The organism is Nitrosospira multiformis ATCC 25196 (genome assembly GCF_000196355.1).
GTDB classification, from domain to species: domain Bacteria; phylum Pseudomonadota; class Gammaproteobacteria; order Burkholderiales; family Nitrosomonadaceae; genus Nitrosospira; species Nitrosospira multiformis.
Genome location: NC_007614.1, coordinates 1,674,120 through 1,692,755, shown reverse-complemented (window position 1 = coordinate 1,692,755; position 18,636 = coordinate 1,674,120). Strand labels below are relative to the sequence as shown.

17 protein-coding genes are annotated in these 18,636 nt (G+C 51.9%); 14 read left to right on the top strand and 3 right to left on the bottom strand.

Translation table 11 applies throughout. The features are described 5' to 3' along the window. Positions 1-21: 21 nt before the first annotated feature. Positions 22-804 (top strand): MBL fold metallo-hydrolase, encoded by a 783-nt coding sequence (locus NMUL_RS07785; RefSeq protein ID WP_080557680.1) that lies wholly within the window; start codon positions 22-24, stop codon positions 802-804. A 210-nt stretch (positions 805-1,014) separates the two neighbouring features. Beyond that, on the top strand, positions 1,015-1,356 hold the full coding sequence (locus NMUL_RS07780; RefSeq protein WP_011380817.1) for a hypothetical protein: 342 nt from the start codon (positions 1,015-1,017) through the stop codon (positions 1,354-1,356). Between the two features lie 540 nt (positions 1,357-1,896). On the opposite strand, the gene NMUL_RS07775 is transcribed toward NMUL_RS07780, so the two are convergent. Beyond that, positions 1,897-2,427 carry a DUF4142 domain-containing protein gene (locus NMUL_RS07775; RefSeq protein ID WP_011380816.1) on the bottom strand — a complete coding sequence of 177 codons (531 nt, stop codon included), beginning with the start codon at positions 2,425-2,427 and terminating at the stop codon, positions 1,897-1,899. 248 nt (positions 2,428-2,675) lie between these two features. On the opposite strand from NMUL_RS07775, the gene NMUL_RS07770 reads away from it, so the two are divergent. The 5 genes from NMUL_RS07770 (at position 2,676) to NMUL_RS07750 (ending at position 8,795) form a co-directional block, all read left to right on the top strand. Continuing rightward, positions 2,676-2,936, top strand: coding sequence for a hypothetical protein (locus NMUL_RS07770; RefSeq protein ID WP_011380815.1), 261 nt, complete (start codon positions 2,676-2,678; stop codon positions 2,934-2,936). 778 nt (positions 2,937-3,714) lie between these two features. Next, entirely contained in the window at positions 3,715-5,529 is a 1,815-nt protein-coding gene (locus NMUL_RS07765; protein WP_167535565.1) for an autotransporter outer membrane beta-barrel domain-containing protein, read from the top strand. Positions 5,530-5,853: 324 nt separating this feature from the next. Next, positions 5,854-6,180, top strand: coding sequence for a c-type cytochrome (locus NMUL_RS07760; RefSeq protein WP_011380813.1), 327 nt, complete (start codon positions 5,854-5,856; stop codon positions 6,178-6,180). Positions 6,181-6,208: 28 nt separating this feature from the next. Beyond that, the gene (locus NMUL_RS07755; protein WP_011380812.1) at positions 6,209-7,225 is read left to right on the top strand and encodes a hypothetical protein; all 1,017 of its coding nucleotides are present in this window, start codon (positions 6,209-6,211) and stop codon (positions 7,223-7,225) included. A 25-nt stretch (positions 7,226-7,250) separates the two neighbouring features. Continuing rightward, positions 7,251-8,795: an FAD-binding oxidoreductase gene (locus NMUL_RS07750; protein WP_011380811.1), complete on the top strand. Its 1,545-nt coding sequence runs from the start codon at positions 7,251-7,253 to the stop codon at positions 8,793-8,795. Positions 8,796-8,885: 90 nt separating this feature from the next. Here the strand turns inward: NMUL_RS07750 and NMUL_RS07745 are convergent, their stop codons facing one another. Further along, positions 8,886-9,512 (bottom strand): PEP-CTERM sorting domain-containing protein, encoded by a 627-nt coding sequence (locus NMUL_RS07745; protein WP_011380810.1) that lies wholly within the window; start codon positions 9,510-9,512, stop codon positions 8,886-8,888. Between the two features lie 195 nt (positions 9,513-9,707). Between NMUL_RS07745 and NMUL_RS07740 the strand changes: the two genes are divergently transcribed. After that, positions 9,708-10,814, top strand: a complete 1,107-nt coding sequence (locus tag NMUL_RS07740) for an NAD(P)-dependent alcohol dehydrogenase (protein WP_011380809.1) — start codon at positions 9,708-9,710, stop codon at positions 10,812-10,814. Positions 10,815-10,884: 70 nt separating this feature from the next. On the opposite strand, the gene NMUL_RS07735 is transcribed toward NMUL_RS07740, so the two are convergent. Then, positions 10,885-11,790: a LysR family transcriptional regulator gene (locus NMUL_RS07735; protein ID WP_011380808.1), complete on the bottom strand. Its 906-nt coding sequence runs from the start codon at positions 11,788-11,790 to the stop codon at positions 10,885-10,887. A gap of 110 nt (positions 11,791-11,900) precedes the next feature. On the opposite strand from NMUL_RS07735, the gene NMUL_RS07730 reads away from it, so the two are divergent. From NMUL_RS07730 to NMUL_RS15685, 6 genes are all read left to right on the top strand, one after another. Next, positions 11,901-12,767 carry a pirin family protein gene (locus NMUL_RS07730; RefSeq protein ID WP_011380807.1) on the top strand — a complete coding sequence of 289 codons (867 nt, stop codon included), beginning with the start codon at positions 11,901-11,903 and terminating at the stop codon, positions 12,765-12,767. A 167-nt stretch (positions 12,768-12,934) separates the two neighbouring features. Beyond that, positions 12,935-13,501 carry an NADPH-dependent FMN reductase gene (locus NMUL_RS07725; protein WP_011380806.1) on the top strand — a complete coding sequence of 189 codons (567 nt, stop codon included), beginning with the start codon at positions 12,935-12,937 and terminating at the stop codon, positions 13,499-13,501. After that, a complete protein-coding gene (locus NMUL_RS07720; RefSeq protein ID WP_011380805.1) occupies positions 13,498-13,947 on the top strand; it encodes a hemerythrin domain-containing protein in 450 nt (149 codons plus the stop codon). Before NMUL_RS07725 ends, NMUL_RS07720 begins: the two co-directional genes overlap by 4 nt. Positions 13,948-14,001: 54 nt before the next feature. After that, a complete protein-coding gene (locus NMUL_RS07715) occupies positions 14,002-14,613 on the top strand; it encodes a hypothetical protein (protein WP_011380804.1) in 612 nt (203 codons plus the stop codon). Between the two features lie 155 nt (positions 14,614-14,768). Beyond that, positions 14,769-16,535, top strand: coding sequence for a thiamine pyrophosphate-requiring protein (locus NMUL_RS07710; RefSeq protein ID WP_011380803.1), 1,767 nt, complete (start codon positions 14,769-14,771; stop codon positions 16,533-16,535). Positions 16,536-18,387: 1,852 nt separating this feature from the next. Beyond that, positions 18,388-18,588 carry a hypothetical protein gene (locus NMUL_RS15685; protein ID WP_146063218.1) on the top strand — a complete coding sequence of 67 codons (201 nt, stop codon included), beginning with the start codon at positions 18,388-18,390 and terminating at the stop codon, positions 18,586-18,588. Positions 18,589-18,636 lie beyond the last annotated feature (48 nt).

The following is an 18,636-nucleotide window of genomic DNA, read 5'->3' as shown; positions in this document are numbered from 1 at the left end:
TCGAAAAACGAACTTTACTAGATTCCAGATGGCACGTTTTATGGGGAGCACATCAATCTGACAATTCTTACCGATCCGAATTTTCTGCATCGAGGGGACCACGTCCATCTCGGATATGGACTTACCTCTGAACGGCTTACCAATCCCGCTATTGAACTTGGAAACCTGCCGCCAATCGATCTGGTTGTACTCTCACATATGCATGAGGATCATTTCGACAAGTTTGTTCAGAAAAATCTTGATCGGAATATCCCCATTGTGACAACGGAAGAAGCTGGGAAGTCCTTGAAGGAGCTGGGATTCATGAAGCGTCATCCGCTCAAAACCTGGGATACGCTCATTGTCGAGAGAGGCAACACTTTACTTCGGGTAACTGCCATGCCGGGGCGCCACGGACCCCCCATTGTTGCTGAATTGCTGCCCGAAGTAATGGGTTCGTTGCTGGATTTCGGAATCAAGAATTCACCGCGCAGCTACAGGATGTACATCAGCGGTGACACGATGGTTTTTGACGACATCAAGGAGATCCCAAGGCGCTATCCCGATGTTGACCTCGCCCTGCTGCATCTGGGCGGCACGCGCCTGCTAGGGCTTGTGACCGTGACCATGGATGCAAAAGAGGGGGTCAAAATGATGCAGCTCATCGTTCCCAGAAAGGCTATTCCCATCCATTACAACGATTATGATGTCTTCAAGTCACCTTTGAGCGATTTCAAGAAGGAAATGGAGCGGGCGGGGTTACAGGACAAGATTATTTATCTGGAGCATGGTGATACCTACGAATTTGATTTGGAAGAGAAATAATCAGAGTGATTACCTCCTTCCCCCTATATTTGCCAGTTTTCAGCCGGCAGTGCTGTTCACTCCTCACATTTTTCCATAATGATTTTTTTGTTTCTTTTGGTTTTAACTCTTCGATTCTTTCTCCTTTGTGTGTAAACGTACGGAAAGACCTCTTGATCTGAGTAGCATTTAAGTTCAGCGATTTTGCTGGATTAATCTCAAGGAACCATCATGGAAAATGTTTTAATACTGAAAAAATTAGCGCAGTCTGTCGTGCTGGCCGGCGCAATCGCTTTTAGCGCCGCAGGGGTAGCCCAGGCAGCAGGGGCCGGTGAGCAGACCGGAGAATATGGGGATATGTCCGGGCAGGGAAAAGGGAGTAACGCGCCCGAGCCACGGGGTTATCAACAATCGGGCTCCGGTTCAGGGCAGGATGCCGGTCAGCCCGGGTATGACAAGCCCCATGGCAAAAAGCATGATATGCACGATAAATCTTATGAAAAACGCTCGGGACAGGGTGGGGGGTCGCAGGGAGGGGGATCATCCGGCCAATCTGGGGGCGGGGGGTATTAGTTTCCTCGCTGTGCGCAAGGCGCGATCCGCGATCTAATGCTGACGCGCCTTTTCTCCGGAGTTCCTTCAGAAGTACCTGCGCGCTAGCTCGCTGAACGCACGCTGAACGCACGAAGCTCGCAACTACCGTCTCCAGTTGATCGTATCGGTAGAGATTACGCTCACCTATGTCGGAAGCCAGGGCGGTGATATGTTCGCGTATGCGCTGCGTCTGTATCCTTTCCTGTGCCATAGATTCCTCCCTTCATATCGGTTCCGTATCTCGATGAAGGCTCATCTACACTAATTTTTCTGCGCTGATTACTTCATATGCTGACTGTTACCTGCAATTACCGCACCTTCAAGGGCCACGGACAAAGCCTGCCAAGCCGCTGCCGATGACGATGGTTTTGAGTTTACGCATAGTGAGGATGAAGGACGTGAGTATTGGATTTGGTTTTGTCAAGTGAATGTTGCGTCGCGGGGACGCAACATCCTGCTTCTTCCTTGGGATTTCAACAGAAAAACCTGCCAGAACGACAGGTTCTGACTGGATTCATGTTACTTGAGGGTGGACTTGATTTTTTCTGCGTGCTCACGGTGGGAGACAAGGGTTGGGCGTGTTTGAATCAGCAATGCCTTCAGTTCCTCGTTCTTGACGTTGGGCACGAGCTTGTTGTCAGCGACATCGATGACCTTTTTGTGAAGCGCGATTTCACCGTCAATGTAGGCTTTGTCAAATTCCTTGCCGCTCAGGCCTTTCAGCTTTTCGAGACTCGCTTTGGCGTCATCCTTCAGACTCTGACTGATCGCGTTGTCCTTAGGGGTGACATTGAGTTTTTTGGCGAGCTCGGACGCTTGCTGGTTGCTGTCCGTGTGGTCGGCGATCATTCGCTGGGCAAATCCGCGGACATCTTCATTTGAGGCTTTTGTCTTGGCCAGGTTTCCGTTTTCAATATCAGCGGTGTTCGCAGTTACCACAATGTGTGCGATTTCCGCGTCAGTGAGAGCGCCTTGAGTATCTGCCGCTTGTACGCTGACGGTAAACGCAGGAAGCATCAGAGCCATTGCCAGTACGACCGATTTCTTCATAATTCTTCTCCTAAGTTATGTGTTGGAATGCTGCGTTAAAAAAGTGCAGACTTGAGAGGAAACATGCAGACATGCGATGAAAACCGCCAGGCCATGATGGGGCTGAGCTGTGAAAAATTCTGTGCGCTACCAGACACAACCATATGTAGAGTGGATGGTGTGCGCTATCGCACCGATTTTATTTGTCAGTAAGAGGAAAATAAAACGTATGTAGATGCAATTGACCGATAAAACTTGCAGGAGCCATTATGGAAGATCCACGGAAAACCAAAGATGAGGAATTGAGGGAAGACGAAGCAACGGCTCAAATGCCGGATGAAGCGGATGAGGGTGTGGCTGTCGATGAAGAAACCCACGGAAACAGAGTTCAGGAAAAAATAGGGAACCGTGGAACCAAGAAACAGGAAATTCAGGAGGAAGCGAAAAAATCAATTACCGGAACTGAAGCGCACCACGATCCGAGAAACGAACATCCCGATTCCGGGCCGGTTCCTCTGAAACGGTATTAATCTTTCATCCTTTTTGTTCGATGGAACTGCACATACCATTTTCCGCCTGGCAATTCCCTCTAGAGCACATGTTCTCAACGCGGGAGGCATGCATCAACCAAAAGTGATTGTAGGGCACGCGCAGACTTCTGAGGGATATTCTGTCCACGCCGTTAAGTCTACTGACATCATTGATTCGAGCCCATCCAACGGAAAAACACCCTAAAGATCTACTAAGGTAACGGGTCCAAGGGGTTGCTTTAAGCCTCGCTCTGTCATATGCTCATGGATTAACAATGGATTCCATTTGAATCCGTCTGGTAGCTTACTCTGATTCCATCATGTGCCGTTGTCATTTGCCCGTCAAATATCAGGAAAACTTTCCGATAAATTCACCTCATTGTCTGCCTGAGTACGTTTCCACGTCTTTTCAAGAATTGCCTCAATCCGGGTGTAACGCCCCGCCGTCATAACTTCCACCCCCGTCATAACTTCAGCTTTCGATCTTTGAAAAGCTGCAGGGCCGGTAGTCGCCTCAGTTCAAATTTGTTTCTGCCGTGGAACCGCGTTTCCGGCTGCGGTAGGGCATTTCTACTACCATCAATCTGGACGTCCCCCGGAAGGAGGAGCGGAAGCCAGGGCTGGATTATTCCTGTAGAGCATGGCAAAAAGAAAAAAATCAGCTTCTCTTTCTCTTTATGCGAAATTCATTATTGCTTTGTTGATGGCTCCGGTTGCGTCGTTATCCTCTCGGGCTCAGCAAGGCCTTATGGGGGATGTAAGCAGTATCGAGAAGGGAATGAGCCGTAGTAACGATACCCGGAGCACAGCTTCTGCCACTTTGCCTGATGGCATAAGTTTTCAGTCATGGCTCCCCAAAACGCAGTTCAGCGATGCCGAAGATACATTTCAGAATAATACGAATAATGTGCAGGACTCCTCCCATCTGATATTCAATCAGCCGGGCAGTATCCACTATGACGGTACGATTTCGGGGTCGGGCTTCCTGAATAAAGCCGACTTGAGCATGCCGACATTATCAGGAGATTCGGGTGCATCCGGCGTGCATTCCACTGCCCGAAGCAGCATCCTGGCGGTAAATGGGATGGCGGACGGGATCCTGCACGTGCTGCACCATGCTTCCCTTCACGGTACCGGACATATAGGAGCCACGAGGGTCGAAGGTACCGTGTCCCCGGGAAATTCGATTGGCATGCTTACGGTTCACGGCAATTATGTTCAGCTGAATGGTTCCACTTATGAAGTAGAAATTCATCCCGATGGCGCCAGCGACCAGGTCATTGTCACAGATCTTGCTGATATACAAGGGGGAACAGTTTCCGTTATTCCTGCGGGAGAGGAATTCACACCTGGCAGCCGCTTCACCATCCTGACAGCGAATAGCGGTTTGACTGGAAAATTCGATTCACTCACGCATGGCCTGATCAACCTGGGTATCTCCTATGATCCTACTCACGTCTACCTCGATGTTTTGCGCTTTTGCGATATCGGCGAGACGCCTAATCAGTGCGCCACAGGAAGCGCAGCCGAGCGGTTGGGTGGCGGCAATCCTATCTATAGAGCAATTGTCCATCAGCCAGATCAGGAGAGCGTGCGCCAGGCTTTTAACAGTCTTTCCGGCGAAGGGCACGCCAGCATTCAGGGTATTATCATTGAAGACAGCCGGTTTATACGGGAATCGGTTTCAGACCGGGTCAGGCAAGCTTTTCATCTGGTGGGTGCGCAGTCCTCTGATACCCCAGGACATATCCTTCAACAGAACTCTGCTGCTGATGGGGCATTATGGGGACGTGTCCTGGGTTCGTTCGGCCACCGGGATGGAGGCCTTAATGCTGCCCGCATCGGGCGTGCGCTTGCTGGAATTTTTGTGGGCGGAGATATGCGGATTGCTGATAAATTTCTTCTCGGCGTTGCCGGAGGATACACGCAGGGATCCTATGAAGGAGCGCGTCTTTTCACCGCTTCAAGCGACAATTATCACGTTTCCGTTTATGGTGGCGGACAATGGGGACCTCTTGGCTTACGCGCGGGTTCCGCATACATCTGGCACGATCTGGAGACAGGGCGGGACGTGATCTTTCCAGGTTTTTCAAATCACCTCAATGCCGAATACAATGCGCGCGGAATACAGGTGTTCGGCGAGGTTGGTTATGGTTTGCCCCTGAACTTCATCTCACTCGAACCATTTGCACGGCTCGCTTACATAAACCTGCGTACAAAAGGTTTTCAGGAGCGTGGAGGGATATCAAGTCTGCGCAGCGGTAGCAGTCAGCAGGATACCGCATATACTACTCTGGGAATCAATGTGGCGAAGACGCTATCCCGACTGGAGAAGATAGTTACCACGCTTCGCGGAAGCATTGGATGGCGGCATGCTATGGGTGAGATGACGCCGGTTTCGACTTTCGCTTTTGCTAATGGCTCATCCTTTGCTACAACCGGTGTGCCTATTGCCCGCAACGGAATAGTTCTCACCGGAGGCGTGGATGCTCATGTTTTTGGAACTGCAACCTTGGGCATTTATTATCAGGGACAAATTCTTCACAACATTGCCGACCATGGTGTTCGGGCAAACCTCAGCTGGAAATTCTGAGTTTGACGCCTGGCATTTTTCCAGTTGGCTGTCCGTCGCTTTTTACCTTTCCAGGCTTGCAAAACCCTCTGCCAGTGCGGGATACGCCAGGAAATGCAAGTTATCAAGTAAACTCAGCCTTAATCATTGAATCGTTTTCTAGTGTCATGGACGTTTGTTATAGTGTTTCCCCAACTTAAAGCCAGTGCAGAAGAGAGTGATGCGCCTATAATAAAACTGAGGATGGAACCGCATTTTATACACGCAAATGTAAAGGTTTATCTGTAATCTACGGATAAACCAATGAAATGTCTTTTCGGCTAAGATTTTGCCTGGAGGAATAATATGAGAAAGACAAAATCCGTGAGGACTGTGACTGCGCTTATGCTCTCAATGTCAGTCGCGGCGATAATGGCGGATATCGGGCGCGCGAGTGCGGAAATCAACGCTGACAAGGGGTTCCGGTGGAGAGATGGTGCAGAAGTCTATTCCAAGGTTTGTAGTTATTGCCATGAAGGTCAGGTAGGACCTCGCCTTTTCGGACGAGAACTTCCGCCGGAGTATATTCGTGCCATCGTACGGAACGGAAACAGGGCTATGCCTCCATTCCGGTCGTCGGAAATCGACGATGAGTCGCTGGCGAAATTGGCCGAATATATCCAGCGCAATTGATCGGCAAGGTGGGCTGAGGAGGGAAACCGTGGACGTACGCAGACGTAATCTCATGAAAGGCCTGGTGACGGGGGGAACGCTATTGGCGCTTGGAATTCCTCCAAGGGTGTTTGCAAGTGCAATGGCTGGAAGCGTGCGGAAATTCGGATTACTCCTGGGAAATACTCCAGCAGATGCGGCATTCGCAGCAGGAGTGCGCACTGCTTACGCTCTCAGCAGTAATGTACGACTAAACGGAATTGCTGAAAGTGAGGCAGGGCTGGCGGAGTCGACTGGGAACGTCCGGTTCTCTCCACCCCGCGTGATAAAACTGACAGGCGGATTACTTAACGAGTACGAGGTAGTGGCGAAACTGCTGGAAGGGGCTCGTGGAGTACGCTGGATTGCTATCATGGATGATAGCAGTGCGGCAGTTTTCATGGAATTGATGCGCAATGCCGGGGCAGGACTGATTCTTCGGGGTTCGCACGCATTTTCCCGTCATGGCGCCTTCGGCGGCTCCAGCTTCTCCCGGGATGTTCCCGAGCTTCGGCATGTATGGACCGCTATATCGCCAGAATTCAGCGCGGGTGATGTTCTTGCGGAGAAGCTTCTTCCGGGTTATAACAGTTTTTCTATCGTAGAGGATTTTCTTTCAAGCGAAAATTTCGCTGCCAGAACGCACCCCCGGAGGTTAAATAAGCCTAAACCGGGCTTCCTCAGTTACCGGTTGGATGGATTTGATGACATTCATCTTCATTGTTCCGGTCTTTCGGCAGCAGACGGTTGTGAATCGGTGGGTTGGAGCAAGGCAGGCACGTGGGTGCCCCTCAAAGGACAGGAGCTCGAACCGGACGATGGTTCAACGCGACCGAAGCCTGCGCAGATGCAATTGACCGGCTGGATTGAATCCGTGGGATATGCCGCCATGACTGCCGCGATAGGCTTGCAGTCATATCAAATCCCGTGCTCCCAGCGCGCATTTGTACATCATCTACCGCCCGGTACACGTCCTCGCCGGAATATACGCATCGAACGATTCGCCTCATTTGTGATAGAGACCTAACCCGGATAGGAGCAAGGGACTCAAAATGTCAAATAAATATATCGCATTGCCGAAAGGAATATCCGAAAAGACTTTCGATGCTGCCATAGCGGATTTTCGCGGCGTACTCGGCGACGCAGCCGTGCTTACCAGCGCTCAGCAGCTTGCCCCTTACATCAAAACGATGATGCCCGTGCCTGATTCGGACCACGCTCCATCTGCCGCGTTAATGGCGACGACGGTGGAGGAGATTCAGAAAATTGTCGGGATATGTAACCGATACAAGGTTCCCATCTGGACCATTTCCACCGGAAAAAATCTGGGCTACGGCTCGGCGGCACCCGCTGAACGCGGACAGGTTGTCCTCGACCTCAAGCGAATGAACCGCATACTGGAAGTCGATAAAGATCTGGCCTATGCCCTGGTTGAGCCGGGAGTGACTTATAAGCAGCTCTATGACTATATCGCCGAGCACAAGCTGGGGCTGTGGCTATCCATGCCCGCTCCTTCCGCAATTGCAGGACCGGTTGGCAATACGCTTGATCGTGGAGTCGGCTATACCCCTTACGGAGAACATTTCCTGTTTGCCTGCGGTATGGAGGTGGTCCTGGCAAATGGAGAAGTGCTCCGCACCGGAATGGGGTCGATGCCGAATTCCAATACCTGGCAGGTTTTCAAATGGGGATACGGACCCTATCTGGACGGGATTTTCACACAATCCAATTATGGCATCGTCACCAAATTCGGCTTCTGGCTTATGCCCGCTCCACCGGCTTTCAAGCCTTTTGTCATTCAGTACGAGAATGAGGAAGATATCGTGGAGATCGTGGAAATCATTCGTCCGCTGCGCATCAACGGGGTGATCCCAAATGCGGTTGTCATTGCCCACGCGTTATATGAAGCCCCTGTCAAGGCTCGCCGCAGTGACTATGTGACCGGCCCGGGGTCTATTCCGGATGTGGCAGTGCGCAAGCTCGCGAAGGATCATCACTTGGGGATCTGGAATGTGTATGCAGCATTGTATGGTACGCAGGAGCAGATCGACCTTAACTGGAAAATCGTGACGCAAGCATTCGGTAGATCCGGCAAAGCGAAGATTCTGACCGAGCGGGAGGCGGGCGATGATCCTGCCTTTAAATATCGCGCATCTCTCATGCGCGGTGACATGACGCTTCAGGAATTCTCGTTGTACAACTGGCGCGGGGGCGGGGGCTCCATGTGGTTTGCGCCGGTGTCTCAAGCAAGGGGAAGCGAGACGCTGAAACAGATGGCGTTAACCAAGCAGATCCTTGCCAAGTATGGCCTGGATTATTCCGGGGAATTCATCGTCGGAATGCGTGACATGCATCATATTGTGGACGTGCTCTATGACAAGACCGACCCGGGTCAGGTCAAGGCGGCATACCAGTGTTTCGATGAACTGCTGACAGTCTTTTCTGCGCAGGGGTATGGGACCTACCGGGTCAATACGGCGTTTATGGATAAGGTGGCGGAAACGTATGGTCCGGTACAACGTCAAGTCCACAAGACGCTAAAGAAGGCGCTGGACCCGAACGGTATCCTGGCCCCGGGAAAATCCGGAATTCGCTGACCCTTTACTGGCCGATAAATTCAATCGGCCAGCAGGATGTATATTTTCAGTGAAGGTGCCTCCACTGAGGGGAGGGGAGGTGCTTCTTGATCAGGATAGTTCGCGACGGCTCCTTCTTGTCCCGATCCACCCGATCAATGTAAGCCCGGCGAGCATCATTGCATAGGTAGCGGGTTCGGGAGCAGGGGACACTGGGCCTTCCTCAATGGCAAGATTCACGCGGGCAAAAGTGGAGGGATTGAACTGAAGGTTCTCGGCATTAATAAGCAGTTCATTCCCCACCAGACGTACGTCGGAGGACTGCAGCCCCAATGTTGTCACGCTGTTGTCAATTTTTGCTGCGGTAATGCTTCTTGCGATGTCGGGATCAAACTGAAAAGCATACGTATTTTGAAATCCGGCACCAAAATGTTTGAAAGGGGCTGAATTGGCAAAGTCGATGGTAATGTAGTCATTGGCGATATCAATAGCAACATCAACAAGATTCGGCACGAATCCAAGTGGCGCTTCTGTTGCTGCTCCCGCATTGAAGAGGTTTGCCACGTGAGGATATTCGATTCCTGGTCCAATTGTCACCGTCTTTTCAAGAGAGGTGATGACCGGGGAACTGGACGATGTATCCTGCACGACTGTTCGAAGGGTGACCGGGGTGCCGTTCAGTCCCGCGTAGGCGGGCATGGCTAACAGGAGAGTTGTTGTCAGAACAAGCTTTTTCATCTATCGCTCCTTATATTTATTAATTAATGTTAGAGAGTTACCCATCAGCTAAACATTTTGTGAATGTGGCACTTGAATTTAATTCTATAGCTAAAATTGAGGATAAGGTAATTTTTTATATGGGCAGAAATTTCTGCTGCTCTTCTATGCGAAAGTGAACCGGGGCTTGTGAGAGATAAATAGAGGAGGCTGCATATGATGGAGATTCGGGCAGCGACGATTCGACAGAAGGGTGGGCCTTTCAGGATCGAGAATTTGATTCTGGATGAGCCACGCCCAGATGAGGTGCTGGTTCGTATCGCGGCTACTGGCATGTGTCATACCGACATGGTAGCGCGTGATCAGCTCTATGATGTCCCCTTACCGATTGTGCTTGGGCATGAAGGTGCGGGTGTTGTCGAACGGGTAGGCAGCAACGTGAAAAAAGTGACGGCAGGAGATCACGTAGTGCTGACCTATATGTGGTGCGGCCATTGCAGGCCATGTCTCCATGGAGATTTAACCTATTGCCAGAATTTCTATGCACTGAATTTTGGCGGCGCCAGGGAAGACGGCAGCAGCTCCGCCCGCGATGCGCATGGTTCGCTTCATGACCATTTCTTCGGCCAGTCGTCATTCGGGACTTTTGCTCTTACCCACGAACGTAATGCGATCAAGGTGCCGAGGGAAGCTCCGCTGGAGCTTCTTGGTCCGCTTGGCTGCGGCATTCAAACTGGCGCCGGTGCAGTGATAAATGCGCTTAAAGTCAATCCAGGCGCCAGTTTTGCGGCTTTTGGCGGGGGAGCGGTAGGACTGAGTGCGGTAATGGCGGCTCGCGTCACGGGCGCCACAACGATTATTGCTGTGGATGTCGTTCCATCCCGGCTCGAGCTGGCGAGAGAGCTCGGGGCAACTCACACGGTTAACAGCCGCGAAACCGATCCCGTCGCGACGGTGCGCAAGATCAGTGGCGGGGGGGTAGAATATGCCCTTGAGTCCAGTGGTCGGCCCCAGGTATTGCGCCAGGCCATCGATGCGCTGGGCATTCGCGGCACTTGCGGCATTGTCGGCGCGCCCGCTCTTGGGACAGAGGTCAGCTTTGACGTGAATGGCGTAATGACCACCGGCAAACGCATCCTTGGGATCATCGAAGGCGATAGCATACCCGACCTCTTCATACCAGCCCTTGTCGAGCTTTACATGCAGGGACGCTTTCCATTCGACAAGCTCGTGAAGTTTTACCCTCTTGACAGGATCAATGAAGCGGCAGAGGATAGTGAGAAGGGTATTACCATCAAGCCGATTATCAGGGTGGCATTATAAGAACCCTATGCTTCTGCTTCTTGCATATGCGGGAAAGGGAGGGGAAAACCCCTTTCCGCGAATATTGCACTCACTCCTCATGCAGTAAGCGAAAACGCTCTGCGAGAAAATCAATGAGCGTTCGCACCGATGGCAGAAGGCCGCGCCGAGATGGAAATACAGCATGGACAATTTCCCGGTGAGGAGTCCAATCAGGCACCAGCCTGACCAGCGAACCTGCTGCCAAATGATCACGTACCATCAGAACAGGCAGTTGTACCATTCCCACCCCGGCCAATGCCGCATTTCTTAAGGTAATCATATCGGTGGTGATTAAACGCGGCATGTGATGAAGCGTTGCCTGAGCACCGTTCGGCCCGTGCAGTACCCATTTATGGATTTGTTGAGGCGTTCCCAGTCCGAGGCTGGGCCAGTTGCTCAACTCGCCGGGGGTGCGAGGAAAACCGAAGTGCCATACAAGCGCCTGACTTCCTACCAGACACTGTCCCCGATCAGCCAGGACACGCATGACCAGATCACTATCCTGCAAGGGTGGCGGTCGCACGCGAATGGCTACATCTACTGCTTCGCTCAGCACATCCACACGCCGATTGGTGGCCTCGAGATGGAGCGTGATATGCGGATAACGCACCATAAAGTCGGCCAGCATCACCCCGACATTCACATGCAGCAGCGCCACCGGACATGTTAGACGGACGACACCCCGAGGTTCCGCTTGCATTGCCTCTATTGCTTCCTGAGCAGCCTCTGCTTCCACGAGCATCGCTTTGCAGTGCTCGTAATAGGTTTGTCCGACTTCAGTCACTGTAAAGCGACGTGATGAACGTTGGATGAGGCGCACCCCTAGCCGCTCTTCCAACGTTGCGATGCGACGGCTGAGCTTCGATTTCGGCATTCCCAGCGCTCGGCCTGCCTGGGCAAAGCCGCCATGATCGACTGCCTGGACGTAGTAGTAAAGATCATTCAAATCTTGCACTGCAACCTTATCGTCCTAAAAATAGAACTCTCCTAGCTATTTTAGCAGTCTACATACGTGATGGTTTCCAATCTATACTTTTACTACATTCCATTAAGCAGGAGTTCGACATGAAAAGAATTCTCGGTATCTACAATGCACCGCGTTCCCATTGGGTGGGAGATGGTTTTCCTGTGCGTTCCATGTTCTCGTACCAAGGTCACGGCAAACAACTCAGTCCTTTCCTGTTGCTCGATTATGCAGGGCCAGCCGATTTTTCACCGGCTGACACGCCTCGTGGTGTGGGTGAGCACCCCCATCGTGGTTTTGAGACGGTCACTATCGTTTACAAAGGCGAGGTGGCGCACCATGACTCGACCGGACAAGGCGGAACTATCGGTCCAGGGGATGTGCAGTGGATGACAGCGGGTAGCGGTATCTTGCACGAGGAGTTCCACTCCCCCACATTCACTGAATCCGGTGGCGTACTTGAAATGGTACAGTTGTGGGTGAACCTGCCAGCCAGGAACAAAATGACTGCACCCCGCTATCAAGCTATCCTCGACCGTGATATTCCAAGGGTAGCGCTCCCTGAGGAGGCGGGAACGGTTCGCGTGATTGCAGGCGAGTATGCTGGTCAGGCGGGTCCAGCCAGAACCTTCACGCCAATGCATGTCTGGGACCTGCGGTTGAAACAGGGGGGGATGAGCGAATTGGCACTTCCCGAAGGATGGAACGTGGCAGTGATTGTTCTGCATGGGACCGTGCTCGTGAATGGCGAAACAGTTGCTCGCGAGGCGCAGATGGTGGTGTTGGATCGGGCGGGTCGAGACGTCTCGATTGAAGCCAACAATGACGCTGTAGTACTGCTGCTAAGCGGCAAACCCATCGATGAGCCCATCGTTGGTCACGGTCCATTCGTGATGAACAGCCAGCAGGAAATTGTCCAGGCCATGAATGATTTCAACAGTGGTCGCTTCGGACAAATAACACATTAGTCCCGGTTTGCTGTTTCCGGCGAAGCGACAGCTATTTTCAGTCGGGCAAGGATCCTGCGGTCCAATCGCCCATTCCTGCGCAGGTCAAGGGATGCAGGATCGGCCGGGGGCGGATAGCAGGAATCGTCCCTTCGCTTTTAGCTATCACAATGAACGAGAGGAAAAACATGAATCTTAGACTTCACATCATTATCTGCAGTACCCGGCCTGGCCGGGTGGGACCCTCAGTTGCCAGATGGTTTCATGAATTTGCGGTACAGCACGGAAAATTTGAGGCGGCGCTGGTCGATCTGGAGGAATTCAATCTGCCGGTATATGATGAACCCGAACATCCGGTCCGTCAGCACTACCAGCATGAGCATACGAAGAAATGGGCGGCGAGCGTGAATGCGGCAGATGCCTATGTATTTGTGACGCCGGAATATAATTTCGGAGCCCCGCCTTCTCTCCTGAATGCGCTCAACTATGTTTACAAAGAATGGAATTATAAGCCTGCGGCATTGGTAAGTTACGGCGGAGTCTCAGGTGGCATGCGCGCTGCGCTGGTTGAAAAACTTACTCTTACAACACTGAAAATGATGCCCATGATGGAGGCGGTTGCGATCCAGAATGTGTCGGCACATCTGGATGATGTCGAAAATTTCGTTCCGAACGACCACCATATGAGTTCGGGTACATCCTTGCTCAACGAACTCCATAAATGGGCAGTGGCATTGAAGACAATGCGACAATGAACTTTAATCCTGTTTATCGTAGTCAACTCCATTATCACTTTGAAATGCCCCGGATCGGTGCATTGCTTTCGTTATCCCGCGAACACCATACATCACTTGTAGTGGCGCGGAATGCACGCCGTGCAGCCAATACCGGCGACCCAGCCGTATTATCCGCAGCTATCAAGGATATCGAGCGCCATTGGGCTACGCTTCTAGTCCGGCATTTCGAGGTGGAGGAACGGTTGCTGGAAACCGTGGGGAGCGCATTCGATGCAGAAGTGGCAGCACGAATTCGCGCAGAACACGAAGAGTTGCGAAGGTTGGCCTCCAATACCTGTGAGCTCATTCCGATAGACCGGTTACGCCGGTTCGGCGAGCTTCTTGGTTCGCACGTGCGTTACGAGGAACGAACCGCTTTTCCACAGTTGCAGTCGCATTCATGCATTATCAATGCGGATGTATAGCCTGCGCAGACTGTTCACGTTTTTCCAGAAAACCTGTTAGTCAAAAGGAGACGTATGCATTTTCCCGATTTCTATGAAAAAGCGCCTGTAATACGCACTCGCGATCCATTCGCCGCTATGCTTGGGGCGGCGCGCGACGGCGTGCTTGAATACCGTTATGTCGATGCCGTACGCCTTGCTGGACATTCCTGCCCTACAGTTGCGGGCGCGTTCCTGGTGGGGCGTGCAGCATTGGGCGCTCTGTACCCTGATGAGCCTGCGGAACGCGGTAATATTGCCGTGTATATGCCGGCGCCAGAGCACGAAGGGGTGACGGGTGTCATGGCGCAGGTGCTGACTTTGCTCACGGGCGCTGCTTCCAGCAATGGTTTTCACGGCATTCGGGGGCAATTCCGGCGACAAGGTCTGCTCACTTTCGCGCAGCAACGGGAAGGAGAGGCGATTAACTTCAAACGCCTCGATACGGGTGCTTGTGTAGCGGTGCATCTCAACGTCTCCCCGGTGCCGGCGGATCCTGCCCAGGGAGAGCGGCTGATGACCATCCTGGAGGGTGATGCCAACGGCCTGCAGCGGGAAGCATTTGCCCAGGCCTGGCAGGAACGTGTACGCCGCCTGCTATTGGAGTTTGCGGATGATCCCGACGTGATAAGAGTGAGGCTCGTATGACAGCCATGCAATAGCATTTGGCACTCCGAACCCGATAGCAGGGGAAAATGCTGACAAAAGGCCGGGTTTATGTTGCTACCGTGAGCTACCGCACAATGTTTCGTGCACGTTTATGGGATGTTTGGGAGCAATAATATTCCTAACAGAGTTCGATCATGAAAGAAACGGTCAGCGATTTCCTGGTTCGGCGTTTGTCCGAATGGGGGGTAAAACGTATCTTCGGCCTTCCTGGCGACGGCATCAACGGCATTATGGGGGCGATCAATCGAGTTTCAGATAAGCTCGAATTTGTCCAGATCAGGCATGAAGAGATGGCGGCGTTCATGGCGTGCGCCCACGCCAAGTTCACGGGGGAAGTTGGTATTTGCCTGGCCACCTCAGGCCCGGGAGCTATCCACCTGCTCAATGGTTTATATGATGCCAAGCTCGATCATCAGCCGGTGGTGGCGATAGTAGGTCAGCAGAAACGTACCGCTCTGGGGGGCAGCTACCAGCAGGAAGTCGATCTCGTTTCGCTCTTCAAGGATGTGGCGCATGAGTATGTTCATATTGTGACAACGCCAGGGCAAGTGCGCCACGTGCTCGATCGCGCTATGCGTATTGCAAAGGCCGAGCATAACGTATGCTGCGTTATTGTTCCCAATGACATCCAGGACATGGAGTTTGTGAAACCCCCTCACGAACATGGCACGATTTATTCGGGAGCAGGATATCGATCTCCCCGTGTGGTTCCAGAGATTGAGGACCTGCAACGGGCCGCGGATGTGCTGAACGATGGGTCGAAGGTGGCGATTCTGGTTGGCGCGGGGGCACTGAACGCAACAAGTGAAATTCTCCAGGTGGCTGATCTGCTCGGCGCGGGAATTGCCAAGGCGCTACTGGGAAAAACTGTGGTCCCTGACGATCTGCCTTATGTGACAGGGGCAATCGGCATGCTGGGCACAAAGCCGAGCTACAGCATGATGACCGAGTGCGACACACTCCTGATGATCGGCTCCAGCTTTCCCTATTCCGAATTTTTGCCTGAGGAGGGGCAGGCACGCGGCGTCCAGATCGATATCGATGGACGAATGATGAGCATGCGGTACCCGATGGAGGTAAACCTCGTCGGGAATAGTGAGGATACGCTAAAGCTGTTGATACCGTTACTCAAAAGGAAGGAAGACCGTACGTGGCGAAACCGTATCGAGAGCAGTGTCGACGAGTGGTGGAAGAAAATCGAGGCAAGGGCGATGGAGCCGGCAAATCCCATCAATCCCCAGCGCGTATTCTACGAATTATCGCCACGGCTTCCGGATAATTGCATTCTCGCAGGCGATTCTGGTTCTTCAACATTCTGGTATGCGCGGGATATTCGAATCCGTAAAGGCATGATGGCTTCGCTTTCCGGCGGTCTTGCCACGATGGGATCAGCCGTGCCCTATGCAATCGCCGCTAAATTTGCGCATCCTGACAGGGTGGTAATAGCCGTGACAGGAGATGGCGCGATGCAAATGAACGGCATGAATGAGCTCATTACCATCGTCAAATACTGGCGACATTGGAGCGATCCCCGGCTCGTGGTACTGGTTTTGAATAATCGCGATCTGAACCTGGTAACCTGGGAGCAGAGGGCCACTGAGGGTAATCCGAAATTCGATGCCGCTCAGGATCTTCCCGATGTCCCATACGCAGATTATGCAAAATTGATTGGTCTGCACGGTATACGCGTCGACCGTCCAGAAAATATCGCCAGCGCATGGGATTGTGCCTTGACCGCAGATCGACCGGTGGTGCTCGAGGCATGTACCGACCCGAACGTACCACCGTTGCCACCCCATATCACTTTCAAACAGGCGAGAGCCTATGCCTCAGCAATCGTGCAAGGTGATTCAGACTCGAGAGAAATATTCAGGGAGACAGTAAAGCAGATTTTCGCCTGATCAATTTCTTATGGTGGGAGCACGGATAATTTGGCTCACAATCCAGTTTTGTAGTGAATGCGTTGTTGGAAACCTGACACTCTGCTTCGCTTCCGAGTAGAGCCTCCGGCTGGTAAGTCCGTAGTCCATTCACCGTCCGTCGCCCTTAACCATTGCGTATATGATTTGGCACCTTTGATGGACAGACCGGCTGCAAAGAGATAGTCATTGAGTGCTGTTATGGTGCCTTCCTTGTTGTTGAGTAGATGGCGTTCCACGAGGACGAATCGTGCTATGACTTTTCTGCGGTGGAAGCTCACCGTTTATCGTGTAGATAGGGCATGGTCCTGAATACCCCGGTATCGAGGGGGATCGCGTTGAGGTGATCTTGATTATTTGTCGGCCACCGGCTCCTGCCACTGCCCCTGCTTCTGCATCTCTGTTAAGGTTTGGGGGGTTACAAACGATATAGCCATTGAATCTGTGAAGAGGCGTCCCGTGCGGCATGTAACTGCCGGGATATTGAAAGCCGGATACCGTACCAATATAAGGCTGTATGGGCAGCACAATGACCGGGCGGCCAAGCGAATACGCGTCGAGCTGGGTGCCGGGAGCGTGTGCGGATACTCCCGGCGAATTTATGAGGGCTGGAGAATAAAGGGGCGGGTAAAAAGAGGTGCCAAGGATACTTGATGCCCCTTCCGCTGTGGATCCGGCTACCGGAACAATGCCTTCTGGCACGCCCATTTCCCTCGATCCCACCTCTTGTGCTGTAGCGTTTGAATACGGCAGACCAAATATAAGAAGCATTACGAATTTTTTTATCACAGAATTCCGTTTAAAAGTAGGGATAAAGCCTGCAGGAGAGAGGGGGTGTTTAATGGGCTCAACGGCCTCTAATTTATAGCACTGGTGGGGGGAAAAAACCAATTTTGCCGTGGTTGGATAATTCAGGGAAAAATCCCTTTCCTTTCTCTTAAGACCAAGTTGGTAGCAACAAATAGCTTGACAATGCCCTGTAACGGTGTATAATACACATCCATATTGTGGATTGTCGTGCACGATCACAAAACTAAAAACTCGTTATAGCGCTTGTACATCGCCCGCCTCGTGCGGGTTTTTTATTGCCCGCTTTTTAAGCGGGCTTTTTATTATCTGATCTGTCGAAGTCTAACATTCCCATGCATAGCATCAAATAAGAAAAATTGGCAAGTAAGCCGTTTTTTACTTCTAGTAGCAGGGGTAATAAAACTTTGGCAGAAGATAAAAATGTTTGCAAGAAACTGTGCCTTGGCTAGGGGGTCAGGAAATAATTGAACCGGTATGACCGGTATGTCGTGCCTGGGTATTGGCCTTACAGCTTCATTATTGATGTCAGAAGACGAAGCTGAAGCAGTGCGATAGGCTCGGTGCTTCAATAAACACCCCTGCGTCTCGTTCATCACCTCGATCCTTACAAACTCGGACCAGAGCGAATGAGAGACAAAGGAGGACAATCCAGGATCAGTTGTTTACACGTTCAGTTAACCCTAAACCCGTATCAGGTCTTTGCAGTAACAGTCAACCCGCCTGGAGCGGGTTTTTTTATGTCCGCTTCTCGCGGATTTTTCGAGGCAATAATACAAATGTTTACCAGAAAATGATTCCGTCACTCAAACCCGTGATTAACGCCATCCAACCAGTAATTGAGGCAATCAGACCGAGGATTACGGTAATCCTGACTGCCATTTTTGCAGCACTTGCTTTTACCGGCGGATACCTTGTCAGTGACTGGCGATCTGCATCTCAGCTGCAGCGCTTGAATTCGCAGAATGCGATATTGTCGGCGGCCAGCGAAAAGTGCGCATTGGATATCCGATCGGTGAGGACAGCAATGACTACGCTGACAGAAGTAGCGGCTGAGAGAGAGAAGAATGCAACTGAGGCAATGCGTCATGCGTCGGCTGTTGCGGCAAAGCATACGAGTAGCGCAAAGAAAACCCGTGCCCTTCCAGCAGTAGCAGCTGAACATCAATATGAGGCAATCACGAGAGAGCAGATAGAGTATGTGCAGAGCCGCCATCAGACCGATTAGATTTAACCTCGCGTATTCCCGTAGGAGCTCCTTTCGATTCAATCGTCG